Source organism: Streptomyces sp. NBC_00490 (assembly GCF_036013645.1).
GTDB classification, from domain to species: Bacteria; Actinomycetota; Actinomycetes; order Streptomycetales; family Streptomycetaceae; genus Streptomyces; species Streptomyces canus_F.
On sequence record NZ_CP107869.1, the window covers coordinates 5717569 to 5743375 of the forward strand.

Annotated in this window: 28 protein-coding genes and 1 pseudogene; 17 read left to right on the forward strand and 12 right to left on the reverse strand. The window is 71.1% G+C overall.

Translation table 11 applies throughout. From position 1 onward, the window contains the following. Positions 1-40 precede the first annotated feature (40 nt). Both OG381_RS25995 and OG381_RS26000 read left to right on the forward strand, forming a co-directional pair. Positions 41-937 (forward strand): glycosyltransferase family 2 protein, encoded by an 897-nt coding sequence (locus OG381_RS25995; RefSeq protein ID WP_327718485.1) that lies wholly within the window; start codon positions 41-43, stop codon positions 935-937. 384 nt (positions 938-1321) lie between these two features. Further along, on the forward strand, positions 1322-4402 hold the full coding sequence (locus OG381_RS26000; protein WP_443062045.1) for a BTAD domain-containing putative transcriptional regulator: 3081 nt from the start codon (positions 1322-1324) through the stop codon (positions 4400-4402). Between the two features lie 27 nt (positions 4403-4429). Here OG381_RS26000 and OG381_RS26005 read toward each other — a convergent pair whose 3' ends face one another. From OG381_RS26005 to OG381_RS26015, 3 genes are all read right to left on the reverse strand, one after another. Continuing rightward, positions 4430-6118, reverse strand: a complete 1689-nt coding sequence (locus OG381_RS26005) for a bifunctional 3'-5' exonuclease/DNA polymerase (protein WP_327718488.1) — start codon at positions 6116-6118, stop codon at positions 4430-4432. Between the two features lie 79 nt (positions 6119-6197). Then, complete coding sequence (locus OG381_RS26010; RefSeq protein ID WP_327718489.1) at positions 6198-6923, reverse strand: Clp protease N-terminal domain-containing protein; 726 nt, start codon at positions 6921-6923, stop codon at positions 6198-6200. Between the two features lie 75 nt (positions 6924-6998). Continuing rightward, entirely contained in the window at positions 6999-7625 is a 627-nt protein-coding gene (locus tag OG381_RS26015; RefSeq protein ID WP_327718490.1) for a LysE family translocator, read from the reverse strand. 65 nt (positions 7626-7690) lie between these two features. Here OG381_RS26015 and OG381_RS26020 point away from each other — a divergent pair, with 65 nt between their 5' ends. Then, positions 7691-8806: a DUF2786 domain-containing protein gene (locus tag OG381_RS26020; RefSeq protein ID WP_327718491.1), complete on the forward strand. Its 1116-nt coding sequence runs from the start codon at positions 7691-7693 to the stop codon at positions 8804-8806. On the opposite strand, the gene OG381_RS26025 is transcribed toward OG381_RS26020, so the two are convergent. From OG381_RS26025 to rpmB, 4 genes are all read right to left on the reverse strand, one after another. Further along, positions 8803-9327, reverse strand: a complete 525-nt coding sequence (locus OG381_RS26025; protein ID WP_327718492.1) for a DUF4232 domain-containing protein — start codon at positions 9325-9327, stop codon at positions 8803-8805. The two genes, OG381_RS26020 and OG381_RS26025, sit on opposite strands and share 4 nt — an antisense overlap. A gap of 81 nt (positions 9328-9408) precedes the next feature. Further along, positions 9409-9936, reverse strand: coding sequence for a hypothetical protein (locus OG381_RS26030; RefSeq protein WP_327718493.1), 528 nt, complete (start codon positions 9934-9936; stop codon positions 9409-9411). A gap of 44 nt (positions 9937-9980) precedes the next feature. Then, complete coding sequence (rpsN, locus tag OG381_RS26035) at positions 9981-10286, reverse strand: 30S ribosomal protein S14 (RefSeq protein ID WP_307027715.1); 306 nt, start codon at positions 10284-10286, stop codon at positions 9981-9983. Positions 10287-10299: 13 nt separating this feature from the next. After that, positions 10300-10536 carry a 50S ribosomal protein L28 gene (gene rpmB, locus OG381_RS26040; RefSeq protein WP_046260351.1) on the reverse strand — a complete coding sequence of 79 codons (237 nt, stop codon included), beginning with the start codon at positions 10534-10536 and terminating at the stop codon, positions 10300-10302. A gap of 62 nt (positions 10537-10598) precedes the next feature. Here rpmB and rpmG point away from each other — a divergent pair, with 62 nt between their 5' ends. The 5 genes from rpmG to OG381_RS26065 all read left to right on the forward strand — a co-directional run bounded on the left by rpmG (position 10599) and on the right by OG381_RS26065 (position 13011). Continuing rightward, positions 10599-10763, forward strand: coding sequence for a 50S ribosomal protein L33 (gene rpmG, locus OG381_RS26045; protein ID WP_307027713.1), 165 nt, complete (start codon positions 10599-10601; stop codon positions 10761-10763). Between the two features lie 8 nt (positions 10764-10771). Further along, positions 10772-11020, forward strand: coding sequence for a type B 50S ribosomal protein L31 (locus OG381_RS26050; RefSeq protein WP_327718495.1), 249 nt, complete (start codon positions 10772-10774; stop codon positions 11018-11020). Then, a complete protein-coding gene (locus OG381_RS26055; protein WP_327718496.1) occupies positions 11020-12201 on the forward strand; it encodes a CobW family GTP-binding protein in 1182 nt (393 codons plus the stop codon). The genes OG381_RS26050 and OG381_RS26055 overlap by 1 nt, the downstream gene beginning before the upstream one ends. A gap of 5 nt (positions 12202-12206) precedes the next feature. Beyond that, on the forward strand, positions 12207-12440 hold the full coding sequence (rpsR, locus tag OG381_RS26060; protein WP_046260355.1) for a 30S ribosomal protein S18: 234 nt from the start codon (positions 12207-12209) through the stop codon (positions 12438-12440). Positions 12441-12756: 316 nt separating this feature from the next. Then, positions 12757-13011 carry a DUF397 domain-containing protein gene (locus OG381_RS26065; protein WP_266823915.1) on the forward strand — a complete coding sequence of 85 codons (255 nt, stop codon included), beginning with the start codon at positions 12757-12759 and terminating at the stop codon, positions 13009-13011. Positions 13012-13117: 106 nt separating this feature from the next. Here OG381_RS26065 and OG381_RS26070 read toward each other — a convergent pair whose 3' ends face one another. Continuing rightward, on the reverse strand, positions 13118-13615 hold the full coding sequence (locus OG381_RS26070; protein WP_443061936.1) for an ATP-binding protein: 498 nt from the start codon (positions 13613-13615) through the stop codon (positions 13118-13120). 333 nt (positions 13616-13948) lie between these two features. On the opposite strand from OG381_RS26070, the gene OG381_RS26075 reads away from it, so the two are divergent. The 7 genes from OG381_RS26075 to OG381_RS26105 all read left to right on the forward strand — a co-directional run bounded on the left by OG381_RS26075 (position 13949) and on the right by OG381_RS26105 (position 20832). Next, entirely contained in the window at positions 13949-14773 is an 825-nt protein-coding gene (locus OG381_RS26075) for a helix-turn-helix domain-containing protein (RefSeq protein ID WP_327722559.1), read from the forward strand. A 142-nt stretch (positions 14774-14915) separates the two neighbouring features. Further along, entirely contained in the window at positions 14916-16376 is a 1461-nt protein-coding gene (locus OG381_RS26080; RefSeq protein ID WP_327718498.1) for an aldehyde dehydrogenase family protein, read from the forward strand. 172 nt (positions 16377-16548) lie between these two features. Continuing rightward, complete coding sequence (locus tag OG381_RS26085) at positions 16549-17085, forward strand: DinB family protein (RefSeq protein ID WP_327718499.1); 537 nt, start codon at positions 16549-16551, stop codon at positions 17083-17085. 18 nt (positions 17086-17103) lie between these two features. Beyond that, positions 17104-17745 carry a PadR family transcriptional regulator gene (locus OG381_RS26090; RefSeq protein ID WP_327718500.1) on the forward strand — a complete coding sequence of 214 codons (642 nt, stop codon included), beginning with the start codon at positions 17104-17106 and terminating at the stop codon, positions 17743-17745. Between the two features lie 73 nt (positions 17746-17818). Continuing rightward, positions 17819-18787 carry an ATP-binding cassette domain-containing protein gene (locus OG381_RS26095; RefSeq protein ID WP_327718502.1) on the forward strand — a complete coding sequence of 323 codons (969 nt, stop codon included), beginning with the start codon at positions 17819-17821 and terminating at the stop codon, positions 18785-18787. Beyond that, on the forward strand, positions 18784-19545 hold the full coding sequence (locus OG381_RS26100) for an ABC transporter permease (protein WP_327718503.1): 762 nt from the start codon (positions 18784-18786) through the stop codon (positions 19543-19545). The genes OG381_RS26095 and OG381_RS26100 overlap by 4 nt, the downstream gene beginning before the upstream one ends. 90 nt (positions 19546-19635) lie before the next feature. Continuing rightward, entirely contained in the window at positions 19636-20832 is a 1197-nt protein-coding gene (locus OG381_RS26105; protein WP_327718504.1) for a WD40/YVTN/BNR-like repeat-containing protein, read from the forward strand. 40 nt (positions 20833-20872) lie between these two features. Here OG381_RS26105 and OG381_RS26110 read toward each other — a convergent pair. Next, positions 20873-21223 (reverse strand): annotated as a pseudogene (locus tag OG381_RS26110) (ion channel protein); the annotation flags it as partial. A 55-nt stretch (positions 21224-21278) separates the two neighbouring features. Between OG381_RS26110 and OG381_RS26115 the strand changes: the two are divergent. Further along, positions 21279-22040, forward strand: a complete 762-nt coding sequence (locus tag OG381_RS26115) for a MerR family transcriptional regulator (RefSeq protein WP_327718505.1) — start codon at positions 21279-21281, stop codon at positions 22038-22040. A gap of 40 nt (positions 22041-22080) precedes the next feature. Here the strand turns inward: OG381_RS26115 and OG381_RS26120 are convergent, their stop codons facing one another. Beyond that, the gene (locus OG381_RS26120; protein WP_327718506.1) at positions 22081-22446 is read right to left on the reverse strand and encodes a YbjQ family protein; all 366 of its coding nucleotides are present in this window, start codon (positions 22444-22446) and stop codon (positions 22081-22083) included. 133 nt (positions 22447-22579) lie between these two features. On the opposite strand from OG381_RS26120, the gene OG381_RS26125 reads away from it, so the two are divergent. Continuing rightward, positions 22580-23515, forward strand: coding sequence for a DedA family protein (locus OG381_RS26125; protein WP_327718508.1), 936 nt, complete (start codon positions 22580-22582; stop codon positions 23513-23515). A 35-nt stretch (positions 23516-23550) separates the two neighbouring features. Here the strand turns inward: OG381_RS26125 and OG381_RS26130 are convergent, their stop codons facing one another. Both OG381_RS26130 and OG381_RS26135 read right to left on the reverse strand, forming a co-directional pair. Next, positions 23551-25215, reverse strand: a complete 1665-nt coding sequence (locus OG381_RS26130) for a threonine/serine ThrE exporter family protein (RefSeq protein ID WP_327718509.1) — start codon at positions 25213-25215, stop codon at positions 23551-23553. Positions 25216-25315: 100 nt separating this feature from the next. Further along, complete coding sequence (locus OG381_RS26135) at positions 25316-25807, reverse strand: inorganic diphosphatase (RefSeq protein WP_046260371.1); 492 nt, start codon at positions 25805-25807, stop codon at positions 25316-25318.

Here is a 25807-nt window from a genome sequence, read left to right on the forward strand (position 1 = left end):
GCATCGCGGCGGTACTTGCGAGCCGGGATGAGGTGAGGGCATGGGGGAGGCGCTACGCGTCGCCGTCGCCGTCGTGACCATGGGGAACCGGCCGGAGGAGGTCGACGCGCTGCTGGAGTCGGTGGCCAAGCAGGACGTGGCGCCCACCCGGATCGTGATCGTCGGGAACGGCTGCCGGCTGCCGGAGTTCGCCGAGCGGCTGTCGCTGCCCGGTGAAGTCACCGTCGTGGAGCTGGAGGAGAACCTCGGCTGTCCCGGCGGGCGCAACGTCGGGCTCGCGCGGCTGCGGGAGTTCGGGGACGTCGACGTCGTCGTCGAGCTGGACGACGACGGGCTGCTCGTCGACGCCGATGTGCTGCGGCGGGTACGGGAGTTGTTCGCCGCCGACGGGCAACTCGGCGTCGTGGGCTTCCGGATCGCCGACGAGCTCGGGGAGACCCAGCAGCGGCACGTGCCCCGGGTCGGCGCCTCCGATCCGCTGCGCGGCGGATATGTGACCGGCTTCCTCGGCGGCGGGCACGGCTTCCGCATGGCGATGCTCGACGAGATCGGGGACTGGCCGGCCCGGTTCTTCTTCGCGCACGAGGAGACCGACCTGGCGTGGCGGGCCGCCGACGCGGGCTGGCGGATCCTGTACGCGCCCGAACTGCTGCTCCAGCACCCGAAGACCTCGCCCGCCCGGCACGCCGTCTACTACCGCGTGAACGCCCGCAACCGCGTCTGGCTGGCCCGGCGCCGGCTGCCGCTCGCGCTCATCCCGGTCCATCTCGGGGTCTGGGTGCTGCTCACCCTCCTGCGGAACCGGTCGGCGGCCGGGCTGCGCGCCTGGTTCGGCGGGTTCGCGGAAGGGATACGGGAACCGGCGGGGGAGCGGCGGCCCATGCGCTGGCGCACGGTCTGGCGGCTCACACGGCTGGGACGGCCGCCCGTCATCTGAGAAGGGACGAGGGCCCCGGTCGCTCACCTCCGGCGACCGGGGCCTCTCGCGTCCCCGGATCCGGCCACGACGGCGACACTCCCCCGAGCAACGCGTCGTACGCGCGCACCCTCGGGCCAGATCCGATGAAGTGATCACATCAGGCAGCGCTAACAGATCGCTAACATGTGGCCAGCGGTCCTCCGCGGGGCCACCGGCCGATTGGCGCGAAGTCGCCGAGCGGCGGCCTCGGACGGCGGGTACGGTAGCGGATTCCGGCCGGATCGCCGGGCAGCGGTACGTGGCGGGAAACCGCCGTACAGAGGGCGGAATCCCGCCAGAAGCGGTGGGTTTTCGAGTGCGGAGCGCGGCCGGGTGCGGCGCGTGGGAAGGCAGTGGTTCGGTGTGAAGCCGTGCGAGCTGCGGTTCGGACTGCTGGGGCCGCCGGTTCTCTACGACGCCGGCGCGACCCGGGTGGTGGGCAGCCCCAAGGTGCGCACGCTGCTGGCCGCGCTGCTTCTGGAGGCGGGCCGTACCGTCTCGGTCGACTCCCTCAAGGACGCGCTGTGGGGAGGGGCGCCGCCCGCCTCCGCCCATGCCTCGCTGCACAACCACGTCACCCGGCTGCGACGGCTGCTCGACGACCCCGAGCGGCTGCGGGCCGTACCGCCCGGCTATCTGCTCCGGGTCGAGCAGGGCGAGCTGGACGTCCACGTCTTCGACACCCACGTCGCCGAGGCGCGCGCCGCGCACGCCGGGCGGGACTGGGCACGCACGGTGCGCGCGTGCGGCGAGGGGCTCGCGCTGTGGCGCGGCTCGCCGCTCAGCGGTCTCCCGGCCGAACTGGGCGGATACGCCTTCGCGCAGCGCCTGCGGGAGGCACGGCTGCTGCTTCTGGAGTGGCGCTACGACGCCGAGCTCGCCGTCGGGGACCGGCTCGACGGTCTGGTCCTCGAACTGACGTCCCTGGCCGCCGAACATCCGCTGCGCGAGGCCTTCCACCGCCAGCTGATGCTGGCCCTGCACCGGACGGGGCGGCAGGCGGAGGCGCTGGCCGTCCACCGGGACTTGCGGACGCGGCTGGTCGAGGAGCTCGGCGTGGAGCCGGGGGCGGGGGTGCGGGAGGCGCATGTCGAGGTGTTGCGGGAGGCGACGGGGGCGTCCGCCGGGAGCGAGGGGAGCGGCGAGGGTGCGGCCGGGGGCGTGCCGGTCGGCGGTGCGGTCGGCGGGGCCGAGGACGCGGGGGCCGGGACCGGAGCGGCCGACGCCGAGTCCGGAGCCGTCGACGCCGAGCCCGGGGGGATGCCCACGGGCCCGCCCCGCCCGGCCCAACTCCCTCCGCCGCCGGCCCACTTCACCGGCCGCACAGCTGTCCTCGACGCGATACGGCAGACCCTGTCCGACGCGCCCACCGCCGTCGCCGTCATCAGCGGCATGGCCGGGGTGGGAAAGAGCGCACTCGCCCTGCACGTCGCCCATGACCTGCGGGAACGCTTCCCCGACGGCCAGCTGTACGTCAACCTGCACGGCGCCACCCCCGGCATGACCCCCCTCACGCCGGCCCAGGCGCTCACCGCACTCCTGCGCGACGTGGGCGCCGACCCCCGCGCCATCCCCGAACACCCGGACGCGGCCGCCGCGTTGCTGCGCTCCCTGCTCGCGCCGACGCGCACGCTCATGGTGCTGGACGATGCCGCGACCGCCGCACAGGTACGGCAGTTGCTGCCGGCCGGCAGCGGCTGCGCGGTGATCGTCACCAGCCGCTCCCCGCTGACCGCCCTCGACGGGGCCCGCCGATTCCCGCTCGCCCCACTGTCGGCGGAGGACAGCGCGGCACTGCTGCGGACGGTGTCCGGCCGCGAGGGCCACGACGGCGGCAGCGGCGAGGACGCCGACCGCATCGACGCCGGCCATCCCCTCGTCGAACTCACCGGCCGCCTCCCGCTCGCCCTGCGCATCGTCGCCGCCCGCCTGGCCGCCCGCCGCGCCCTCACCCCCGATGTGCTGGCCGACCAACTGGCCGCCACGGAGGACAGGTTGCGGCACCTGGAGTACGACGACCTGTCCGTACGCCGCTCCCTGGCCGTCGCCCACGACGCGCTCGCCGCCTCCGGCCGCCGCACCGACCGCGACGCCGCCCTCGCGCTGCGCCGGCTCGGCGCCCTCGACCTGCCCACGTACGGCGCGCCCCTCATCGCCCGGCTCCTCGGCACCGAGACCGGCCGTGCCGAGGCCGCGCTCGACCGTCTCGTCGACGTGGCGCTCCTGGACGAGACGGCGTACGGCCGCTACGCCCCGCACGACCTGGTCCGCGACTTCGCCCGCGAACTGGCGGACACCCGGCACGCCCCGGACGTCGCCCGCACCGCCGTGCGCTGGTACACGGCCGTCGTCGAACGCACCCTCACCGCGATCGTCGAGCCAGGCCTCGACCAGGACGACCGCCGCCGCCCCACCGCCGCGCAGCCGCCCGAGCACACGGCGCACGTGCTGTCCGTGCCCGCCTTCGCCTCCTCCGGAGAGGCCTTCGCCTGGGCCACGGCCGAGCTGGAGAACATCGTCGCCCTGGTCGAGCGGTACGCGGACGTCCCCGACGACCGCACCGCCGCCCACGTCGCCACCCTCCTGCGGCTCTTCTTCCCCTACCTCCAACGCGGCGGCCGGGTATCGGAGATGGAGGCGCTCGGACAGGCCGCGCTCCGGCTGGCCCGGCGGTTCGGGGACGAGGTCGCCGAGGCGTACGCGCTGATAGACCTCGCCGGCCTGTACTTCCTCACCGGCCGGCACGGCGAGTCCCTCGCCCGCACCGACGACTCCCTCGCCCTGTGGCGGCGGCTCGGCGTGCTCTCCAGGATCCGGCGCTGCCTCGCCAACCGGGGCCTGCTGCTGGAGAACCTCGGCCGGTACGAGGAGTCCGGGGAGGCACTGCGCCAGAGCCTGGAGCTGTCACGGCAGCTGGACGACCCCTGGGGCGAGGCGGTGACCTACGGCCACCTCGGCAATCTGTACGAGCACACCGACCCCCGCGCCGCCATCGAGCAGCACCGGCGCTCGCTCGCCATCGGCGCCGAGATCGGCAACGTCATCGTGCAGCACTCCGCGCACTGCAACATCGGCTACGCCCATCTCACCCTGGGTGAACCGGCCGCCGCCGTACCGCACTTCGAGGAGAGCCGGCGCATCCTCGGCGGTCACGGGGACTGGCACGGCGAGTCCCAGTCCCGGCTCGGTCTGGTGCGGGCGCTGCGGCTGCTGGGCCTCATGGACCGGGCCGAGAGCGAGTGCGCCGAGCTGCTGAGCCGGGCGGACGCCCGCGCCGACGGCTATGTGGGCGGTCTCGCCCGCCACCAGTACGGGCTGGTGCTGCGGGAGCGGGGGCGCCTCGAGGAGGCGTGCGCGCAGTGGCGTACGGCCCTCGCCGCACTGGACGGGACGGACAAGAAGGCCGTCGTGGACGAGCTGCGCGAACTGCTCGGCGACAGCTGATCATCCGGCGTCCGCACAGCGGGCCGGTCACTTGGCGTCGGCGTAGCACTCCACCACCGACGTCGAGAACGGGAACCGCACCGGCGTCTGTCCGAACGTCAGCCGCGCCGCCAGCTCCGCCGCCTCCCGGATCGCTGCGACGACCGTCTCCGTCTCCTCCTCGGGACAGTGCACGATCACCTCGTCGTGCTGGAAGAAGACCAGCTCGGCCGCCATGTCCGCACAGGTCTGCCGCAGCGCGGCGAGCAGCAGCAGGGTCCAGTCGGCGGCGCTGCCCTGGACGACGAAGTTACGGGCGAAGCGGCCCCGGGCGCGGGCGTCGCGGGAGGCGTACCCCGGTACCCAGCCGTCGTCGGCGGAGGTCTCGGGCGCGTCCTCCTGCGGGATGCCCGCCTCCTCGGCGGCGTCGCCCGCGCCCGCCGCCGGTGGGCAGGTCCGGCCGAGCCAGGTCCGTACGAGCCGCCCTTCCTCGCCCGCGCGGGCCGCGTCGTCGACGTACGCCACCGCCTTGGGGAAGCGGCGTCTGAGCGCGGCGAGGTTCTTGAGGCCGTCGCCGGAGGTCTGGCCGTAGACCGCGCCGAGGACGGCGAGCTTGGCCTGGTCGCGGTCGCCGGAGAAGGCGCGGTCGGAGACGGACTGGTAGAGGTCGGTCTCCCGGCCCGCCACCTCCATCAGCCCGGGGTCACGGGAGATCGCCGCGAGCACCCGCGGCTCCATCTGGTCGGCGTCGGCGACGACGAGCCGCCAGCCCGGGTCGGCGACGACGGCCCGGCGGATGACCTTGGGGATCTGCAGCGCGCCCCCGCCGTTGGTGACCCAGCGGCCGGTGACCGTGCCGTGGCACAGGAACTCCGGCCGGAACCGCCCTTCGCGCACCCAGTCCTGGAGCCAGGACCAGCCATGGGCGACCCAGATCCGGTACAGCTTCTTGTACTCGATCAGGGGCTTCACGGCCGGGTGGTCGATCGACTCGAGCTCCCAGCGGCGGGTGGAGTTCACCTTGATGCCGGCCTGGGCGAACGCCTTGACCACGTCGGCGGGCAGGTCGGGCCGGACCCGGCGCCCGAAGGCCGTGGACACCTCGTCGGCGAGTTCGGCGAGGCGCCGGGGCTCACCGCCGCCTGCGTAGCGCTCGCCGAGCATGTCGTGCAGCACCTGCCGGTGGACGTCGGCGCTCCACGGCAGCCCCGCGCGGTTCATCTCGGCGGCCACCAGCATCCCGGCCGACTCGGCGGTGATCAGCAGCCGCATCCGGTCGGGATGGGCGGTGGCGTCCTGGCGGCGCTGCTGGTCGGCGTACACCTCCAGGAGATCGGAGAGCGGCAGGTGGACGGCCTGCGGTTCGAAGAGGGAGGACTGCGAGCCGGGTTCGGCCGAGCGCAGCGGCGGGTCGGGCGGTACGGGGCCGCCATGTAGCCGGGCCAGGGCGGCGGCGGCCGAGCGCGGCTCGCCGTACCTCCCCGCGTGGCCCAGCAGCAGGGTCTCGGCGTCCTCGATGTCGTAGCACCGCTCGACTCGCACCCCCGCGGCGAGCAGTCGCGGATACACCTCGGCCGTGGACCGCCACACCCACCGCGCCACCTCGGGCCGCCCCCGCACGGCCGCCGCGAGATCCCCCTCCCGCCGCACCGGTCCGGCGGGCAGCCCGTCGGACCCGAGGGGGGCGATCTCCACGCCACCGTCCTCGGCCGGAGCGAGAGCCCAGCGGTCGGTCATGATGGCGAGTCTCGCAGGAGGGTCTGACAACGGCCTTCGCTCGCCGCCGGGCGGCGGTCTCCCGGACCAGGGGAATCAGTCAGGCCCGCTCTTGCTGGATCTTCGCCAGCGCCGTCGTCACGTTCTCCTCCGCCGCCTCCTTCGTGATGCCGAGGCCCGACAGCACGCCCTCGCCGTTCTCGAACTCCAGCAGGGCCAGCAGGATGTGCTCGGTGCCGACGTAGTTGTGGCCCAGGCGGAGGGCCTCGCGGAAGGTGAGTTCCAGGACCTTCTTTGCGTCGGAGCCGTAGGGGACGAGCTCCGGGGCCTCCTCGACGGCCGGTGGCAGTGCGGCGGTGGCGGCCTGGCGTACGACGTCGAGGAGGACGCCCTGTGCGGTGATCGCCTTGGCGGCCAGGGCGTCCGGTTCGGCCAGCAGGCCGAGGACCAGGTGCTCGGGGCGGCCCTCGGCGTTGCGGGCGGCGACGGCCTCGTTGTGCGCGGCCATCACCGTGTTGCGGGCGCGCGTGGTGAAGCGGCTGAAGTCCTGGCCGGCGCCGGGCTCGGCGCCCTCCTTCGGCACGAACCGCTTCTGCGCGGCCTGGCGCGTGACGCCCATGCTCTTGCCGATGTCCGTCCAGGAGGCGCCCGAGCGGCGGGCCTGGTCCACGAAGTGGCCGATCAGATGGTCGGCCACGTCACCGAGGTGGTCGGCCGCGATCACCGCGTCCTCGAGCTGGTCGAGAGGCTGATCGTGGACCTTCTTGATGGCCGCGATGAGGTCGTCGAGGCGTACGGATGACGTGATGTTGGGGTTCGTCGTCATGTGTCAACCGTAGGTTGACAGGCAGGGGGTGTCAACCCGCGGTTGACGGCCCGGGTCCGCCACGCGTGCGTGGCCTTATTTCGGCGACGCGGCAACCAATCGCACCGCCAGCCCCGTGAACACCGTCCCGCTGAAGATGTTGAGCCCCCGCGCCACCCGGCGACTGCGCCGCAGCAGCGCGGAGAGCTTCCCGGAGAGCAGCCCGATCGAGCCGTCCACCGCGAAGCCCATGACCGTGATCGTGAGCCCGAGGACCAGGAACTGCTCCCACACGTGTCCCATCGCGGGCGCCACGAACTGGGGCAGGAACGCCACGTTGAAGAGGATCACCTTGGGGTTGAGGAGGTTGGTCACGGCCCCCTGCCAGAAGGCCCGCCGCATCCCCGGCCCGGTCACCGTCCCCTCGCCGATCGGCGAGCGGTCCCGGAACGCCTTCACCGCGAGGTACAGCAGATAGGCCGCGCCCGCCCAGCGCAGCACGTGGTACAGCGTCGGCAGGGCCAGGAACAGCGCCGACAGTCCGAGCGCCGCGGCCACCGTGTGCACGAACATCGCACAGGCCACCCCGAACGCCGCCATCACCCCCGCCCCGGGGCCGCCGCGTCCGCCCATCGCCACGATGAACATCATGTCGGGGCCGGGAGTCACACAGAGCGCGAAAGCGGCCACGAGGAAGGCCGCGTAGAGAGACATGTCCACCATGGCGCCATGCTCGAAGCCCGCACGGGCGGCGGCACCCGATTTTCGGGGAGTGAGACGATCGCTCCGTGACCAGCAGCAGTGCCCCCGGCACCGTCGACCGCGCCTTCGAGGCGGCCCTCTACACGGACGCCGACTCCGCCCTCGACACGGCCGCCTCCCTCCTCGCCGCCGACGAGAGCGCCGACGCCGAACTCGACCGCCGGGGCCGGGAGTTCGTGGCGGCGGCCTGGCGACGGGGCTGGCAGCCCGCCGACGTCGTACGGATCGTGCGACGGGAGCTGGACGACGTACACGTACGCCTGGCATCGGCGCTGATCCACGCGCAGGCGCCCGACGACCGTGCGCGCGGCCCCCGCTGGCGGGCCCAGCTCGAGGAGCTGACGCCCGACGCCCCCCGACAGGACCGTTTCTCCCGCGCCACCGCGGTCCTGGAGCTGTACCGTCTGCTGCTCCGCCTGCCCGCCCTGGAGCCCCTCGACGAGTCGGCCGGCCGCACCGCACACCCCGAGTCCCGCATGCTCACCCGCATCCGCGCGCTGCTCGCGAAGGCGGAGGGGACGGAGTACCCGGAGGAGGCGGAGGCGCTCAGTGCCAAGGCGCAGGAGCTGATGGCCCGGCACAGCGTCGACGAGGCGCTCCTGGACGCGCAGGCGCCCACGCACGACACCCCCGGCGCCTGCCGGATCGGGGTCGAACCGCCGTACGAGCAGGCCAAGGCGGTGCTGCTGGACGCGGTGGCGACGGCGAACCACTGCCAGGCGGTGTGGAACGAACCGCTCGCCTTCTCCACGGTCGTCGGCTTCGAACCCGATCTGGAGGTCGTGGAACTGCTCTACACCTCCCTGCTCGTCCAGGCCACGACGGCGATGACCAGAGCGGAGGCGGCCCAGCGGGCGGGCGGCCGGAAGCGGACCAAGACCTTTAGGCAGTCCTTCCTCGCGGCCTACGCCCACCGCGTGGGGGTCCGCCTGCGTGCCGCGGCCGAGACCCAGGTGAGCGAGGACCTGCTCCCGGTGCTCGCCACCCGCGAGGTCGCGGTCACCGGCCGCCTCGACCGGATGTTCCCGGAGACGACCACGACCCGGCTGCGCGGCGTCAGTGACGAGGCGGGCTGGGTCGAGGGCTCACAGGCGGCGGACCGCGCGCAGGTGAAGTCCCGGCGGCGGCTCGACAGGACCTAGTCGCCGGACGTCTGGAACCCGCTCACCGAGGCGTCCGGGGTCTTGCCGTCGCTCTTGACCGCGACATCGCCGTAGGACCACGTGAAGTCGTACGTCTCGGAGGAGCCGGGCAGGCTGAACCTCCCCTTCGACACGGCGAGGCTCTTGCCGCCGCCCGCCTCGCCCATGACGTAGGTGAGCGTGAAGGCGGTCACGGCGCCCTTCGTGAGGGTCGTCCTCGTGGCCTTGGCGGACGGGTCCGGCTCGACGGCGACCGTGCCGAGGGTGACGGAGGGCAGGCCGTCGAGGGTGCACTTGGCGCCGCTGTCGTTGGTGATCGTGACGGGCACATTGCCGGTGTCCCCGACGGCGGGGGCGGCGTTGGCGGGTCCGACCTGCACCTTCATCGCGCCGATCGCGCAGGCGGTGACGCCCTGGGGGCTGCTCGTGGCGGCCTTGTCCTTGGTGTCCCCGTCGTCGGAGCAGGCGGTCAGCGTGAGGGCCGCGGTGAGGACGGCGGCGGCGAGGGGGAGGGCGCGCATGAAGGGGTCCTTGAGTGCTCGGGTGCTGCGTGAAGGCGTGCGTGGATCATCACGCACGAAGCCGGGGATCCGTGACGGGGGTCAGCCCAGGCTCGCCGTCGGCAGCCCGGACGGCAGTTGGCCGCCCTCCGACTTGGTGTACGTCTCCGTGCCCAGACCGCCCTCCCACGTCACCTTGAGGCCGGTCTTGCTCACCGAGTCGACCATGCCGGTCTGCCGGTCCTTGCTGCCGTCCGTGCACGTGAGGCGGATCATCCGCATGCCGTCCTCCTCGCCCGCGGTCCCGCTGCAGATGGTCCCGCCGGTCGCGAAGAGTCCGGCCTCCGTACCGTTCACCATCAGCACCACGGCCTTGCCCTTGGTGGTGGCGAGCCAGCTGCCCGCGAGCTCGTCCGAGGCGGAGGCGGACGAGGAGGCTGACCCGCCACTTCCGCCTCCCGTGTCCGCGGTCGCCGTCGACGACGCACCGGTGCTCGGGGAGGAGTCGTCGTCGGAGCCGCCGTCCCCGCCGCACGCGGTCAGCGCGAGTGCGCCCGCCAGCGTGGCGGCGGCCGCCGCGACCCGCATCCGCCGGTGTGACGTGGTGCGCGAGAAGATCGCCGAAGTCACTGGAGGCTCCTAGCTGTAGCGGTCGACGCAACGACCGCAGCAAGCTACCAGGAGGACTTGCGGACCCCCGGCAGGTATCCGGCGTGCGCCTGCTCCCGGAGGCCGACGCGGGAGAGGCCGAAGGCGCGGTAGTAGCCGCGCGGCCGCCCGTCCACCTGGTCCCGGTTGCGTACGCGCGTGGCGCTGGCGTCCCGTGGCTGCCGGTCCAGCTCCTGCCGGGCGGCGATCCGTTCGGCGTCCGTCGAGGACGGGCGCCGGATGATCTCCTTCAGCTCGGCGCGGCGCCCGGCGTACCGGGCGACGATCTCCTGCCGCTTCTCGTTCTTCGCGATCTTGCTCTTCTTCGCCATGGCGGTTTCTCCCTCAGACCCGCACCCCGCGCGCGCGGATCCGCGCCACGGCTGCCTCGATACCGATTGTGTCGACGGTCTTGATCCCCTTCGTGCTCAGCCGCAGCCGGACGTTGCGGCCCTCGCTGGGCAGCCAGTAGCGCTTGGACTGGATGTTGGGGTCGAAGCGGCGCGACGTGCGCCGGTGGGAGTGGGAGATGCGGTTGCCGAAGCCGGGCTGGGCGCCGGTCAGCATGCAGTGGGCGGACACGGGTGATGCACCTCTCTCGAAGCGGTTATGTAAATGGAATTCATTTTCAGTAAGATACCAGCATGGCTCGCAACGAACTCCGCCCGGTCATCAAGCTCCGGTCCACGGCGGGGACCGGCTTCACCTACGTCACCCGCAAGAACCGCCGCAACGACCCGGACCGTATGACGCTCCGCAAGTACGACCCGCTCGTCCGCCGCCACGTCGACTTCCGAGAGGAGCGCTGACCACCGCCATGCGCAACGGAATCCACCCCTCCTACGGCCCGGTCGTCTTCCGGGACCGTGCCGCGAACCACACCTTCCTGACCCGCTCGACGATGACGAGCGAGAAGACGATCGAGTGGGAGGACGGCCACACCTACCCGGTCGTCGACGTCGAGATCTCGAACGTCAGCCACCCCTTCTACACCGGCACCGCGCGCGTGCTGGACACCGCCGGACGCGTGGAGCGCTTCGAGCGCCGGTACGGAAAGAACGGCTGATGCTCTCCGTCGTGATCGTCGGCGGACTGCACGCCGACGCCCGCAAGGCGGCCGTCGAGCGGCTGCTCGCCGACGTGCCGGGCAGCGTCGTCCTCCACCACGACCTGGCGACGGCCGCGGCGGGCACGGTCGTACGGACCGTCCGTGACACCTCCGGGATCCTCGCCGCGGGGGAGGCGCCCCTGGTCAACGACTGCGCGTGCTGTGCGCTGCGCGAGGACCTGGTGCCGGAGCTGCTCCGGCTGGCCGACGACGGTGTCACGCGGCTCGCGGTCGTCGAGCTGTGGGACTCGGTGGAGCCCAAGGCCATGGCCGAGGTCGTCACGGCCGGCGGGCTCACCGTCACCGGCGTCATCACCGCCGTCGACCCGGCGCTGGTCCTGCCGTACCTGGGCAACGGCGACGACCTCGCCGAGCGCGGCCTCGCCGCCGCCGCGACCGACCAGCGCACGGTCGCCGACACCTTCGCCCGGCAGCTGGAGTACGCCCCCGTCCTCGCCGTGGCCGACTCGGAGGAGGCCGACGACGAGGACCGCGAGCTGCTCGCGCAACTGCATCCGACGGCCCGCCAGGTCCCGATCGGCCACGGCGACCCGGCGGGCCCGGAGCCCGCTGCGCGAGCCGGTGTGCAGGCATCCGCACGCTCGCCCTTGGCCGCGGCAGCCCTCGCCGGGTTCGACGTGGAGGCCGCGGCCGCCGCCCAGCACCCCGCCTGTGCCCTCCTGCCCGCCGAGGCGGACGCCCACGGCGTCTCCACGCTGGTCTGGCACCGGTGCCGCCCCTTCCACCCCGAGCGGCTGTACGAGGCGCTGGAGGACATCACCTGCGCGGCCGCCCGCAGCCGTGGCCGGTTCTGGCTCGCCGACAAGCCGGACGTGCTGCTGCACTGGGACGCGGCCGGCGGGGCGCTGTGCGTGGAGAGCGTGGGCCCCTGGCTCGCCTCCCTGCCGGACGCGGCCTGGGAGATGGTCCCGGCGGTGCGCCGGGCCGCCGCGGCGATGGACTGGCACCCCGAGCACGGCGACTGCTGCCAGCACCTGGTGTTCACGTCGCCCGCCCTCGACCGCGACGGCCTCGAACGGCTGCTGGAGCACTGCCTGCTCACCGACACCGAGTACGCCGCGGGCCGCGACGCCTGGAAGCGGCTGCCGCCCGCCTTCGACACCCTCCTGGAGGTCTGACCCGCATGCCCCGCAAGCCCGAGCGCAAGCCCGCCAAGAACCGGCCCAACCCGCTGGACCAGGCGAAGATCACCTACATCGACTACAAGGACACCGATCTGCTGCGGAAGTTCATCTCCGACCGCGGCAAGATCCGCAGCCGCCGGGTCACCCGCGTCACGTCCCAGCAGCAGCGCAGGCTGGCCCGCGCCATCAAGAACGCCCGGGAGATGGCACTGTTGCCGTACGGCAACCGCTGATCGAACGCCCCCTGCGAGGCCCCGGCGTGGACACGGTTCACGCCGGGGCCGAACTCTGCCTCCGCACGATTAGGTGAAGCTTGGAACACAACGGGCGCCGTACGCGTCTATTCCTCATGCACGAGGGGGTTCGGCCCAGCTGCCGGGGTACCGGGGGAACGTAACCAGTGCCCCGTACGTCACATCTGTAATCACAGGACCACCCCGCGTGCACGTGCATCTGCTCATGCATCTGCACGTGAACAGAGCTATGATCCGGACCAGTTGACCACTGCATCAATGGCCCCAAGGCCACCGCACCACCGGGGAGCGACCTGTGGACCACGACGTGTACAACGACGTGTACAACGGCATGGCAGCCACGGAGCTGAACGGGGTGGCCTGGCAGAAGAGCCGGCACAGCAACTCGCAGGGTTCCTGCGTGGAGTTCGCGCGGCTCCCCGACGGGGGCGTGGCCGTGCGCAACTCCCGGTTCCCCGACGGTCCGGCGCTCGTCTACACGCGCGCCGAGATAGAGGCGATGCTGCTCGGGGTGAAGGACGGCGAGTTCGACCACCTGGTAGTGGGCTGACCTTCGGAGGCCGGTGCCTCGTCACCGTGCGGAGGACTCAGGGCGATCGACGTCTCACGCCCCGTGACGCGCGTAGAACCTGGGCACCGAAAAACGCCGCGGGGCCTCACCCGGCCGACTGCAGGCGGAACAGCGCCCAGACGACCTTGCCGTTGAGCGTGCCAGCGAGCGGATGCCAACCCCAGCCGTCCGCGAAGGAGTCGACGAGGAACAGGCCCCGCCCGGACTCCGCCGAGAAGTCGTCCGAGTCGCGCGCGACCGGACTGTCATGGCTGGGATCGCGCACCGCGCACACCAGTCGCTCCGTCCAGCGCATCAGGTGGAGTCGCACGGGCGGAATCTGTTCGGGTGCGTGTCCGTTGCTCGTCGGCAGACCGTGTCGCAGGGCGTTGGTGACCAGTTCGGAGACGACCAGACAGACGTCGTCGAAGCGGTCGCCTATGTCCCACTGGTCGAGCGTTCTGCGGGTGAACTGCCGTGCCTCGCGCACCGCTTCGTAGCGGGCGGGCAGAGCGCAGGAGGCGGCGTTGGACACGGCCGCGGGATCCAGCGGCGGAAGGCCCTGCCGTAACGGCTCGAGCATGGTCGATCCATTCGTCCCCATGCGAGGCACTCCCGGAAGTTCGCGGTCGTTGCGATGCAGCGGTTGCGCGGGACCATGGTTTCGGATGAGGAGTGCAGATGCAAGGTGCAGATGCACGTGCACGTGACCGAATTGGACGTTCCCGTACCGCTTGTTGGGCATTTTTTCCGCCAACTTCCTTACTTCTCTTGCCTTCTCCTCCCCTCCTGCTGTGTGGAATCTTTGGCTTCTTTCCATCTCTGTAATCGGACGAGTACAGCTCGAAGTGTTTTAGTGGCAGACTTCGGCTCCTGAAGACGGCTGGGGAGGCTGGCGAACGTGAGCGCGGGAGAGCCCGGATCGGTGGTGCGGCGGATGCTGCTCGGCTCGCAACTCAGGCGACTGCGTGAGGCACGCGGAATCACCCGCGAGGCCGCGGGCTATTCCATCCGCGCCTCGGAGTCGAAGATCAGCCGGATGGAGTTGGGCCGGGTGAGCTTCAAGACGCGGGACGTGGAGGATCTGCTGACGTTGTACGGCATCACGGACGAGCAGGAGCGCGCCTCCCTCCTCTCCCTCGCCCGCGAGGCCAACGTCGCGGGCTGGTGGCACAGTTACTCCGACGTCCTGCCGAGCTGGTTCCCCACCTATGTCGGCCTGGAGGGCGCGGCCACCCTGATCCGGGTGTACGAGGTGCAGTTCGTGCACGGCCTGCTCCAGACCGAGGCCTACGCCCGCGCGGTCGTGCGGCGCGGCATGAAGGGTGCGAGCGCGGCCGACGTCGAGAAGCGCGTCGCCCTGCGCCTGGAGCGGCAGAAGTACCTCACGGAAGAGGGCGGTCCCGAGCTCCACATCGTCCTCGACGAGGCGGCCCTGCGTCGGCCGTACGGCGATCGCGAGGTCATGCGCGGCCAGCTCCAGCATCTGATCGAGATCTCCCAGCGGCCCAACGTACGGCTCCAGGTCATGCCGTTCGGCTTCGGCGGCCACTCCGGCGAGTCCGGCGCCTTCACCCTGCTCAGCTTCCCCGAGTCCGACCTCTCGGACGTGGTCTATCTGGAGCAGCTCACCAGCGCCCTGTACCTGGACAAGCGCGAGGACGTCGCCCAGTACGAGAAGGCGCTCAAGGAACTCCAGCAGGACAGCCCGGGACCGGACGAGAGCCGGGACCTTCTACGAGGTCTCCTCCAACTCTCCTGAGATCTCCGCCGACTCTCCCAGGGTTTTCCCCAGAACATCGCTGTGCGTCCCCAACTCGCTTGGCGCACAAGTACGATGACGCGTGATCAGACCGTGACGTCGATCGCGCGTCGCGTGCGTCTGCTAGCGATTTGGGGATCACATGTCGTCGTACTTCACTGATCTGGCCCAGCAGTACATCGACGGTGAGTGGCGCCCGGGCACCGGCTCCTGGGACATCATCGACTTCAATCCGTACGACGGCGAGAAGCTGGCGTCGATCACCATAGCCACGGTCGACGAGGTCGACGAGGCGTACCAGGCGGCGGCCCGCGCCCAGAAGCAGTGGGCCGACACCAACCCCTACGCCCGCCGCGAGGTCTTCGAGAAGGCGCTCGGTCTGATCAAGGAGCGCGAGCAGGAGATCACCGACGTGATCATCGCCGAGCTCGGCGGCACGCGCGTCAAGGCCGGCTTCGAGCTCCACCTCGCCAAGGAGTTCCTGCGCGAGGCGATCCACCTGTCGCTGCGCCCCGAGGGCCGCATCATCCCGTCGCCGATCGACGGCAAGGAGAACCGTGTCTACCGGGTGCCGGTGGGCGTGGTGGGCGTCATCAGCCCCTTCAACTTCCCGTTCCTGCTGTCGATCAAGTCGGTGGCCCCGGCGCTGGCGCTCGGCAACGGCGTCGTACTGAAGCCGCACCAGAACACCCCGATCACCGGCGGCACCCTGGTCGCGAAGATCTTCGAGGACGCCGGCCTGCCCAAGGGCCTCCTCAATGTCGTCGTCACCGACATCGCGGAGATCGGTGACGCCTTCATCGAGCACCCCATCCCGAAGGTCATCTCCTTCACCGGCTCCGACAAGGTCGGCCGCCACGTCGCCACCGTCACCGCCTCGCACTTCAAGCGTTCGGTTCTCGAACTCGGCGGCAACAGCGCCATCGTGGTGCTCGACGACGCCGACATCGACTACGCCGTCGACGCAGCGGTCTTCAGCCGGTACGTCCATCAGGGCCAGGTCTGCATGGCCGCCAACCGGGTGCTCGTGGACCGCTCGATCGCCGACGAGTTCACCGAGAAGTTCGTCGCGAAGGTCAAGAGCCTCAAGGTGGGCGACCCGCGTGACCCGGAGACGGTGATCGGCCCGGTCATCAACTCCTCCCAGGCGGACGCCCTCGCGAGCACCGTCGAGCAGGCGATCGCCGAGGGCGCGACGGCCCTGGTGCGCGGTGAGACGACCGACAACCTGGTCTCCCCGTCGGTCCTCACCGGCATCCCGGCCGGCTCCGCCCTCCTCCACCAGGAGGTCTTCGGCCCGGTCGCCTTCCTCATCCCGGTCGACGGCGAGGAGGAGGCGGTCCGCGTCGTCAACGACACCCCGTACGGCCTCAGCGGCGCCGTCCACACCGCGAGCGTCGAGCGCGGCGTCAACTTCGCCAAGCGCATCGACACCGGCATGTTCCACGTCAACGACGGCACCGTCCACGACGAGCCGATCGTCCCCTTCGGCGGCGAGAAGAGCTCCGGCGTCGGCCGCCTCAACGGCGAGACGATGCTGGACTCTTTCACCACGCTGAAGTGGATCTCGGTGCAGCACGGACGGAGCAGGTTCCCGTTCTGACGGGCCACCCCCGAACCGAACCGAGCCGACGTCCGGTCCCCGCGGGGACCGGACGTCGGCTTCGACATTCCGCCTTCTCCATTGAGGACAGAACCTGACCGCAAGGGCCCGTAACTTCGTAGGTGTCAGGCAGAGCCAGCTGACTCCGACGACAGACGAAAGGCGGCCGGTCATGGTCACTCACGTGCGAGCCGAGGCCCACGGCGACGAGCGCGGCGCACTGCTCTCCTTCCTCGCCGAGCAGCGCGGCGGCATCCGCCGGGCCCTGCTCGGGCTCACCGACGAACAGGCGTCCGCCAGGCCCAGCGCGAGCGAGCTGTCCCTGGCGGGCCTGCTCAAGCACGTGGCCGAGGTCGAGCAGGGCTGGGTGGCACGGGCCAAGGGCGAGCCGCCGGCGGTGAAGCGGGACGAGTCGAACTGGCACGAGTGTTTCGTGCTGGTCGACGGCGAGACCGTGGAGCAGCAGCTGGCGTACTGGGAGAAGGTCGCCGACGAGACGGAGGCGTTCATCCGCGCGGTGCCCAGCCTCGACGACACCTTCCCGCTCCCGAACGATCCCTGGTTCCCGCCGGACGAGTCGGTCTCCCTGCGCTGGCTGGTTCTGCACCTGATCCGCGAGACGGCCCGGCACGCCGGGCACGCCGACATCATCCGCGAGTCCCTCGACGGGAAGACGGCCTTCGAGCTGGTGGGACTGGCGCGGAACTGAGGCCATAACCTGGACGGCATGTCAACGATCCGTCTCCTCGTGCTGGCCGCGGTGCGCCAGCACGGGCGGGCCCACGGCTATCAGGTGCGCAACGACCTGGAGTACTGGGGCGCGCACGAGTGGTCCAACGCCAAGCCCGGCTCGATCTACCACGCCCTGAAGCAGATGGCCAAGCAGGGACTGCTGTACGCGCACGAGATCGCGCCGTCCACCGCGGGCGGACCACCGCGCACGGAGTACGAGATCACCGAGGCCGGCACCGAGCAGTACCTCGGTCTGGTGCGCGAGGCGCTGACCTCGTACGACCAGAAGATGGACATGAAGTCGGCGGCCATCGGCTGCATGGTCGACCTCCCGCGCGCCGAGGCGGTGGCCCTCCTCAAGGAGCGCACCCGCAGGATCGAGGAGTGGCGCGCGGCCGTCACCGAGCACTACATCCCGGAAGAGGGCCCGGAGCAGCTCGGCCACATCGGCGAGATCATGAACCTGTGGGTGCACACGGCCGACGCGGAGGCCGAGTGGACCCAGGGGCTGATCTCCCGGATCGAGGGCGGTGCCTACACCTTCGCGGAGGAGGGTGAGCGGTTCGTCGCGGTGCTCGCCGACGACCAGGAGAACCCGTACGCGACAGGGGAGCGGCATCCGGAGGACGCCCGCTAATTAAGTTTGACTAACCGATGCCGGGGCATTAACTTCGAACTGGTAGTCAAGTTTGACTAGCGAAGGAGTCTCAGTGGCCGACGCGGCGATCACCGTCGAAGGGGCACGTAAGAAGTACGGCGGCGGCACCACCGCACAGAACGCACTGGACGGCCTCGACCTGGAGGTCGGCCGAGGCACGGTCCACGGAGTACTCGGGCCGAACGGCGCGGGCAAGACGACCCTGGTCCGCGTCCTGTCCACCCTGCTCCGGCCGGACGCGGGACGTGTCGAGGTGGCCGGCCATGACGTCGTACGGCAGGCGCACGAGGTGCGCTTCCGCATCGGCCTGCTCGGCCAGCACGCGGCGCTCGACGAGGAACTCGGCGGCCGCCAGAACCTGGAGATGTTCGGCCGCCTCTACCACCTGGGCGCCCGCAGGGCACGCGCGCGTGCCGACGAGCTCCTGGAGCGCTTCGACCTGGCCGGCACCGGCCGCAAACCGGTCCGCGCCTACAGCGGAGGCATGCGCCGCCGACTGGACCTCGCGGCCTCCCTGATCACCGAGCCGGAGGTGCTCTTCCTGGACGAACCCACCACCGGCCTCGACCCGCGTGGCCGCGCCGAGGTCTGGTCCGCGGTCCGCACCCTGGTCGGCGGCGGTACGACGGTCCTGCTGACCACGCAGTACCTGGACGAGGCCGACCAGCTCGCCGACCGCGTCTCGGTCGTCGACGCCGGCCGGGTGATCGCCGACGGCACCCCGGACGAGCTGAAGGCCCTGACGGGCGGCGACCGCATCGACGTCGTCCTGCGCGACGAGGGCCAACTGGGCGCGGCGGTCGCCCTGTTGCCGCTGCCCGGGGCGGGCGTCACGGTCGACCCCGACCGCCGGCTGCTCAGCGCCCCGGTCACCGACCGGATGGCGGCGCTCTCCGGCGTCCTGCGGGCACTGGAGGAGGCCGGGATCGAGGCGGAGGACGTGGCACTGCGGCGGCCGACGCTGGACGAGGTGTTCCTGCACCTCACGGACGGGGACCGCCGAGCGAAGGAGACCGCATGAGCACGTACGCGCTGACCGATTCCTGGACCATGACCCGGCGCGAACTCGCCCACTGGGCGCGGCAGCCGGTGCAGGTCCTGGTCGGGCTGGTCTTCCCCGTGATGCTCCTGCTGATGTTCGCGTACCTGGTCGGCGGCGGCCGGGGCGTGAACGGTGACTACGTCGACTACCTGGTCCCCGGCATGCTCGCGCTCACCATGGCCTTCGGCCTGGAGGGCACGATGCTCTCCGTCACCCAGGACCTCAACAAGGGCGTCATCGACCGTTTCCGATCGATGCCCATGGCCAACGGGGCGGTGCTGGTGGGGCGTTCGGTGGCCGACATGCTCCAGTCGGCGCTGGGCCTGGCGGTGATCATCGCCGTCGCCTGCGCGCTCGGCTGGCGCGCGCACGGCGGGGTGTCCGGCTTCCTCGGCGCCGTCGGCCTCCTGCTGTTGTTCCGCTTCGCCATGCTCTGGATCGGCATCCACCTCGCGATGGTCGCGGGCAGGCCCGAGATGGTGCAGGCCGTGCAGATCCTGGTCTGGCCGGTGGGCTTCCTGTCCAACGCCTTCGCCACGCCCCAGTCCATGCCGGGCTGGCTCGGGACGGTCGTGGAGTGGAACCCGATGTCCCAGACGGCCACGGCGGTACGGGAGTTGTTCGGCGGACCGGGCGGTGAGCCGGGGCATGTGTGGGCGGCCGTGGTGTGGCCGGTGGCGCTGGTGGCGGTGTTCTTTCCGCTGGCGGTACGGCGGTTCGGGGCGCTGAGCAAGTAGTCCGGCAAGTAGTCCGGACGGTCGGGCGGGCCGCCCGGAAAGTCGTCGTGAGGAAGTGGGAACCCCGGCGCGGTGAGCGGTGTACCAGAGATGTCGGTGCATCGCGGACCGGGATCGGGGGACGGCATGGAGCGGGTCAGGGGAAGGGCGGCGGTCGTGGTGGCCGTCGTGCTGGGCTTGCTGGCCGTCATGGCGGCATGCACCCGGACGGACTCGGGCGGGCGGGTCTCCGCCTCTCAGGCAGTGGCGCCCGCCCGTATCCCGTCGGGGGCCGGGCTGCCCGGAGGGGCGGTCGATGTCGGGTTCGCCGCGGACGGCAGCGGGTTCGCGCTGCTCGCCGAGTGCGGGAAGAAGCGGTGCGTGCAGAGAGTCGCCGTGCTGGAGAAGGGTGCCGGGGCCTGGAGACTGGGGACCTCGCCGCTTCCGGACGTGACGGGCGACCTCGGCATCACCGCCGGACTCGTCGTCCTCGGACCCGGCCGCGCGCTGATCACCGAGGGCACATGGCCGCCACCGGAGCGCACGTGGTTCACCGGAGACGCGGGCGACAGCTGGCGAGAGGCGACCGCCGAGCCGACGGGCACCACGACGACGGTCCCCGAGGGCGCGGTCCTGGTCGAGAACTGCTCACGGCCCGACGAGGAGGGCAACGGATGCGCCCGGTCCCGTCTGGTGGCGGTGATGCCCGACACGGGGGAGTACCGGATTCTGGCCGGCCAGCCTCCGCTGAAGGGGGTCGTGATCCCGGCGGGTCACATCGGTGCGCGGCTCTACACCTACGGCCTCGATCCACGCTCCGGCAACCCCGCGCTCGCCGTCAGCGAGGACCGGGGCAAGAGCTGGCGTACCTCCGCGATGCCCGCCGGGCCGAAGGGCTGGAGCATGACCGTGGTGACCGACGGCTCGGTGCTCTACGCCGCCCACCACGGCCAGTTGCCCGACGAGGACGACGTGAAGAACGGCCTGCTCGCGATCGACCGCAGCACCGACGGCGGCCATACCTGGGAGCAGGTCTGGAAGCACCGCAAGGGAGCCGAGCCCCGCTCGATCCTCGGCGCCCCGATCGCCGCCGCCGACGGCAGCCTCACGGTCCACGGCGAGGACGGCGTCTGGCGCAGTACCGATGACGGCCGTTCCTTCAGCCGCTCCGGAGGCCGGGGACCGCAGGGCTGGGTGACCACGACCCCGCTCGGCTATCTGTGCGGCGACAGCTTCGGTGCCGGGAGGTACCGCATATCCGCCGACGGGGTCCACTGGAGGACCTTCGACCTGGGCGACGGCACCTGACGGGCTCAGTGGTGGAACCCGGTCGCCGCCTCCTTGCCCCGGGTCCGAGGCTGGGTCCGTCCGCGAGCATCAGCGCGGTCGCCAGCAGCAGCCCGGGCAGCACGGCGGGCGGCAGGACGGGAGCGTCCAGGCCCGTGGTGGCCGGGTCGGGGCCGGCGTGCCCCGGCACCTTCCAGACCACGAGGCCGACCGCCACACCGGTGGCGGTGAGCATGAAGACCGTCCAGAACACGGAGTACCGGCCGATCCCCAGGGCGTCGGGCAGGTTCCGCCACAGCACGTGCTGGAGCGCCTCGGCCGCCGTGCTCACTCCGAGAAGGAGCAGACTCGCGCCGACGCCCACGCCCACGACGAGAGCGGGGAGGATGCCCGAGGCGGAACGGGCTTGCACCTCACGTGGCGTGAGGCCGCAGGGTGGTGGACGTACCGAGAAGGGAGCGGACGAAGTGAGCTATTCCGTGGGACAGGTAGCCGGTTTCGCCGGAGTGACGGTGCGCACCCTGCACCACTACGACGACATCGGACTGCTCGCACCCAGCGAGCGCAGCCACGCGGGCCATCGGCGCTACAGCGACGCCGACCTCGACCGGCTGCAGCAGATCCTGTTCTACCGGGAGCTCGGCTTCCCGCTCGACGAGGTCGCCGCCCTGCTCGACGATCCGGCCGCGGACCCGCGCGCCCACCTGCGCCGCCAGCACGAGCTGCTGACCGCCCGGATCGAGAAGCTGCGGAAGATGGCGGCGGCCGTGGAGCAGGCCATGGAGGCACGGAAGATGGGCATCAACCTCACACCCGAGGAGCGGTTCGAGGTCTTCGGCGACAAGGACCCCGAGCAGTACGCCGAGGAGGCGGAGGAGCGCTGGGGCGGCACGGAGGCGTACGCGGAGTCGCAGCGCCGCGCCGCGGGCTACACCAAGGACGACTGGAAACGCATGCAGGCCGAAGTGGCCGACTGGAGCGAGCGCTACAGCGGCCTGATGGCGGCCGGTGAACCGCCGGCGTCCGAGGCGGCCATGGACATGGCCGAGGAGCACCGGCGGCACATCTGCGGCTGGTTCTACGAGTGTCCGTACGACATGCACCGGTGCCTGGGCGAGATGTACGTGTCCGACGAGCGCTTCAAGGCGTTCTACGACTCCATGCGCCCGGGTCTCGCCGAGCACCTCCGGGCCGCGATCGACGCGAACGCGGCCCGGCACACCTCCTGAGGTCCCGGCCCGGGAGGAAGAGGCCTGCTGAGGAAGGGGCCTACTCCCGGGTCAGGATCACGGCCGTCCCGTACGCGCACACCTCGGTGCCGACGTCCGCCGCCTCGGTCACGTCGAAGCGGAACGCCAGCACCCCGTTCGCACCACGCGCGCGTGCCTGCTCGACGAGCCGTTCCATGGCCTGGTTGCGGGTCTGCACCAGCGTCTTGGTGAGCCCTTTGAGCTCACCGCCGACCATCGACTTCAGCCCCGCCCCGATCTGGCTCCCCAGATGCCGGGAGCGGACCGTCAACCCGAACACCTCACCAAGAACCTCCTGCACCCGGTAGCCGGGAGCGTCGTTCGTGGTCACGACCAGCACGTCCGGCTGGGGTCCCTGACCGCCGCCGTAGTCTTCGATACCCATGCCCCACAGCTTTGTCCCAGCGGGCGCACAGTGCATCCTGGGAGACCGCATGGAACCTGGGTTGTGACGGCTGCGTTGATACTTTTGGGCAGCCAGCCCCAGCCCGTCTCCCAGTACCAGGAGCCACAGACCCGTGACCACGCTCGCGCTCGCCCCCGAGTGGCTCAGTCCGAACTACCTGATCGAGACGTTCAGCCTGCCAGGCATCCTGCTGATCGTCTTCGCCGAGTCGGGTCTGTTCGCGTTCCTGCCCGGCGACTCGCTGCTGTTCACGGCGGGTCTCTTCGTGGCCCAGGGCGAGTACATCAGCCAGCCGCTGTGGCTGGTCTGCTTCCTGATCGTGGTGGCGGCCGTCCTCGGTGACCAGGTCGGCTACATGATCGGAAAGTTCTTCGGGCCCAAGCTCTTCAACCGTCCCAACTCCAAGCTCTTCAAGCAGGAGAACCTGGACAAGGCCCACGAGTTCATGGAGAAGTTCGGCCCGAAGGCGATCGTCCTGGCCCGCTTCGTGCCGATCGTGCGCACCTTCGCCCCCATCGTGGCGGGCGCCGGCCGTATGAAGTACCGCACGTTCCTCACGTACAACGTCATCGGTGGTGTCGCCTGGGGCACCGGCGTGACCCTCGCGGGTTACTGGCTCGGCCAGATCGACGTCATCCACAAGAACGTCGAGGCGATCCTCGTCCTCATCGTCCTCGTCTCGGTCGTCCCGATCATCATCGAGTACCTGCGCGAGCGTTCCAAGAAGAAGAAGGCGGCAGCCGAGGCCCCGGCCCCCCAGGCCTACCAGCCCCCGCCCATGGACGACGCCACGACCCAGCTCCGCCGCATCCCGTCGGACGACGAGCAGCACCAGCAGCAGTACGGCAACCAGAACGACCAGGGCTACGGCCACCAGGGCCACCAGGGCCAGCAGGGCCAGCAGCAGTACGGCTACGACCAGTGCTACGCCCCGCAGCCCCAGCAACAGCAGCAGCCGTACGCCCAGCAGTACCCCCAGGGATACGGCGACCAGCAGCAGTACGACGGCCGGCAGAACCAGCAGTACCCGCCCAACCAGGGCTACTGAAGCGCCCGTTCAGGGACGCCCCAGCTCTCAGGCGCTCAGAACCCACGCGTCCGCTTCGCCGCCCTGCGCCCCGAAGCGGCTCCCCCCGGAACGCGGAGAAACAGCCGCGAGATCTCCGACCCGAGGTTGACCCCGATGGCGATGGCCATGGCGAGTGACGCCGCCGTGGCCAACGACACCAGCCCCTTGTCCACCTCGTTCTGCGCGATGGCCAGCAGCCCGAAGTACGTGGAGGAACCGGGCAGCAGAGGCCCGATCGCAGCGGTCGTGTAGGGCAGCGCGGAAGCGAACCGGTACCGCGACATCATCTGCCCGAACAGCCCCACCAGCCCCGCCGCCACCGCCGTGGAGGCCACCGGCGAGATGTCACCGGCGTAGCGCATCGCGCCGTACACCGACCAGGCGACCCCGCCGTTCAGGGTCACCGCCAGCACGGTCGACCGCTCCTGCTGGAGCAGCACGGCGAAGGTCAGCGACAGCATCATCGACGCCGCGAGCTGCCACAGCGGCCGCTCGGGGATGCTCACCGCGACCTCGGGATTGAGCTCGGCACCCACCTGCACCCCGAAGTACAGGACCAGCAGCACGCCCGTCACGATGCCGACGAAGAAGTACATGACCTCCAGCAGCCGCGCCGACGCGGTGATGTAGAAGCCGGTCAGCCCGTCCTGCACGCCCGCCACCAGCGCCCGCCCCGGCAGCAGCGCGAACAGCCCACCGGTGATGACCGCGGAGGCCTTCACATCGATGTCGGCCAGCGTCAGCGCGATCCCTATGGCGGCCGGCGGCATCGCGGCCACCGTGAACTGGTAGAACTCCGGCAGCCCGCGCCCCGCGCACAGCCACGCCAGCCGGTCGCCGAGCATCGCGCCCAGCGCGGCCGCGACGAACACGATCAGATCACCGCCGACGAGCACCGAGGCCGCACCGGCGAGCAGCCCGCTCGCCCCGGTCAGCACCCAGCCCGGGTACGGGTGCCGGTTGCGGCGGATCTCGGCGAGCCGCCGGTAGGACTCCTCCAGGGAGATCGCCGTCTCGGGGTCGCTGAGGTCGTCCACCAGGTGGAAGACGGCCGCGAGCCGCGTGTAGTCGGTGCCGCGCCGCCGTACCGTCCGGGACGCGGTGATCGGATCGTCGACCAGCGACGGCTGGTACGAGATCGACAGCAGGGTGAAGGTGACGTTCGGCTCACAGCGGTCGAGGCCGTACGACCGGCAGACGGCGAACATCGCCGCCTCCACGTCCTCCGCGCCCTCACCGCCCGCGAGCAGCAGCTCGCCGATACGCAGCGTCATGTCGAGCACGCGCGGGACGGCCGGCCCCTCGTCCTCGGACTTCGGCGCCGACTCCGGAGCGGGCCGCTCGGCCACCGGCATCCGCAGCATCGTGCGCATCCGGTCCTGCCAGGGCACGTCCTTGGTCAGACTGACCACCGGTATGCCGCTTGCCGGCGTGAACGCGGGCGCCTGCTTGGCGCTGTAGGTGCGCGGCGTGTTGAACGCCGACCCCTCGGGCTCGACCGAGGGCACCTGCGGGACGTCCAGGCCGTCGGGGACGGCGAACTCGCTCGTCGTCTCCGGTTCCGTGCCGCCTCTGGACACGGCGAGCCCCTGGGGGATCGCGAACTCGGACGTGATCTCGGGGTCGTAGACACTCCTCGCCTCGTCCGACTGCGGCTTGCGGTCCTCCGCTTCCGTCACTCACAGCTCCTGTGTACGCACCTCCGGTTCGCACCAGTATGCGCACAGAAACACAGTGGGCCGCACGCGTGTGCGTGCGGCCCACAGGACATCAGGAAGCTCAGTGGCCGCCGGACTCCTTGAAGCGCTTGTACGACCGCTCGATCTCGACCTCGGCGTCGACCCGGCCCACCCAGTTGGCGCCCTCGACGGACTTGCCGGGCTCCAGGTCCTTGTAGACCTCGAAGAAGTGCTGGATCTCCAGGCGGTCGAACTCGGAGACGTGGTGGATGTCACGCAGGTGCTCCTGGCGCGGATCCGTCGCCGGCACGCACAGCAGCTTGTCGTCGCCGCCGGCCTCGTCCGTCATCCGGAACATGCCGATCGCGCGGCACTTGATGAGGCAGCCCGGGAACGTCGGCTCGTCAAGAATGACCAGCGCGTCCAGCGGGTCGCCGTCCTCGCCGAGAGTGTTCTCGACGAATCCGTAGTCGGTCGGGTAGGCGGTCGAGGTGAAGAGTCGACGGTCCAGGCGGATCCGACCGGTCTCGTGGTCCACCTCGTACTTGTTCCGCGAACCCTTCGGAATCTCGATCGTGACGTCGAACTCCAC

What these genes read in the sequence shown, in the direction of transcription:
- OG381_RS25995 (WP_327718485.1), top strand. Translation starts at nt 41, where the DNA reads ATGGGGGAGGCGCTACGCGTCGCCGTCGCCGTCGTGACCATGGGGAAC.
- OG381_RS26005 (WP_327718488.1), bottom strand. Translation starts at nt 6,118, where the DNA reads ATGACCGACCGCTGGGCTCTCGCTCCGGCCGAGGACGGTGGCGTGGAG.
- OG381_RS26010 (WP_327718489.1), bottom strand. Translation starts at nt 6,923, where the DNA reads ATGACGACGAACCCCAACATCACGTCATCCGTACGCCTCGACGACCTC.
- OG381_RS26015 (WP_327718490.1), bottom strand. Translation starts at nt 7,625, where the DNA reads ATGGTGGACATGTCTCTCTACGCGGCCTTCCTCGTGGCCGCTTTCGCG.
- OG381_RS26025 (WP_327718492.1), bottom strand. Translation starts at nt 9,327, where the DNA reads ATGCGCGCCCTCCCCCTCGCCGCCGCCGTCCTCACCGCGGCCCTCACG.
- rpsN (WP_307027715.1), bottom strand. Translation starts at nt 10,286, where the DNA reads ATGGCGAAGAAGAGCAAGATCGCGAAGAACGAGAAGCGGCAGGAGATC.
- rpmG (WP_307027713.1), top strand. Translation starts at nt 10,599, where the DNA reads ATGGCTCGCAACGAACTCCGCCCGGTCATCAAGCTCCGGTCCACGGCG.
- OG381_RS26050 (WP_327718495.1), top strand. Translation starts at nt 10,772, where the DNA reads ATGCGCAACGGAATCCACCCCTCCTACGGCCCGGTCGTCTTCCGGGAC.
- OG381_RS26055 (WP_327718496.1), top strand. Translation starts at nt 11,020, where the DNA reads ATGCTCTCCGTCGTGATCGTCGGCGGACTGCACGCCGACGCCCGCAAG.
- rpsR (WP_046260355.1), top strand. Translation starts at nt 12,207, where the DNA reads ATGCCCCGCAAGCCCGAGCGCAAGCCCGCCAAGAACCGGCCCAACCCG.
- OG381_RS26070 (WP_443061936.1), bottom strand. Translation starts at nt 13,615, where the DNA reads ATGGGGACGAATGGATCGACCATGCTCGAGCCGTTACGGCAGGGCCTT.
- OG381_RS26075 (WP_327722559.1), top strand. Translation starts at nt 13,949, where the DNA reads ATGCTGCTCGGCTCGCAACTCAGGCGACTGCGTGAGGCACGCGGAATC.
- OG381_RS26080 (WP_327718498.1), top strand. Translation starts at nt 14,916, where the DNA reads ATGTCGTCGTACTTCACTGATCTGGCCCAGCAGTACATCGACGGTGAG.
- OG381_RS26085 (WP_327718499.1), top strand. Translation starts at nt 16,549, where the DNA reads ATGGTCACTCACGTGCGAGCCGAGGCCCACGGCGACGAGCGCGGCGCA.
- OG381_RS26090 (WP_327718500.1), top strand. Translation starts at nt 17,104, where the DNA reads ATGTCAACGATCCGTCTCCTCGTGCTGGCCGCGGTGCGCCAGCACGGG.
- OG381_RS26100 (WP_327718503.1), top strand. Translation starts at nt 18,784, where the DNA reads ATGAGCACGTACGCGCTGACCGATTCCTGGACCATGACCCGGCGCGAA.
- OG381_RS26105 (WP_327718504.1), top strand. Translation starts at nt 19,636, where the DNA reads ATGTCGGTGCATCGCGGACCGGGATCGGGGGACGGCATGGAGCGGGTC.
- OG381_RS26120 (WP_327718506.1), bottom strand. Translation starts at nt 22,446, where the DNA reads ATGGGTATCGAAGACTACGGCGGCGGTCAGGGACCCCAGCCGGACGTG.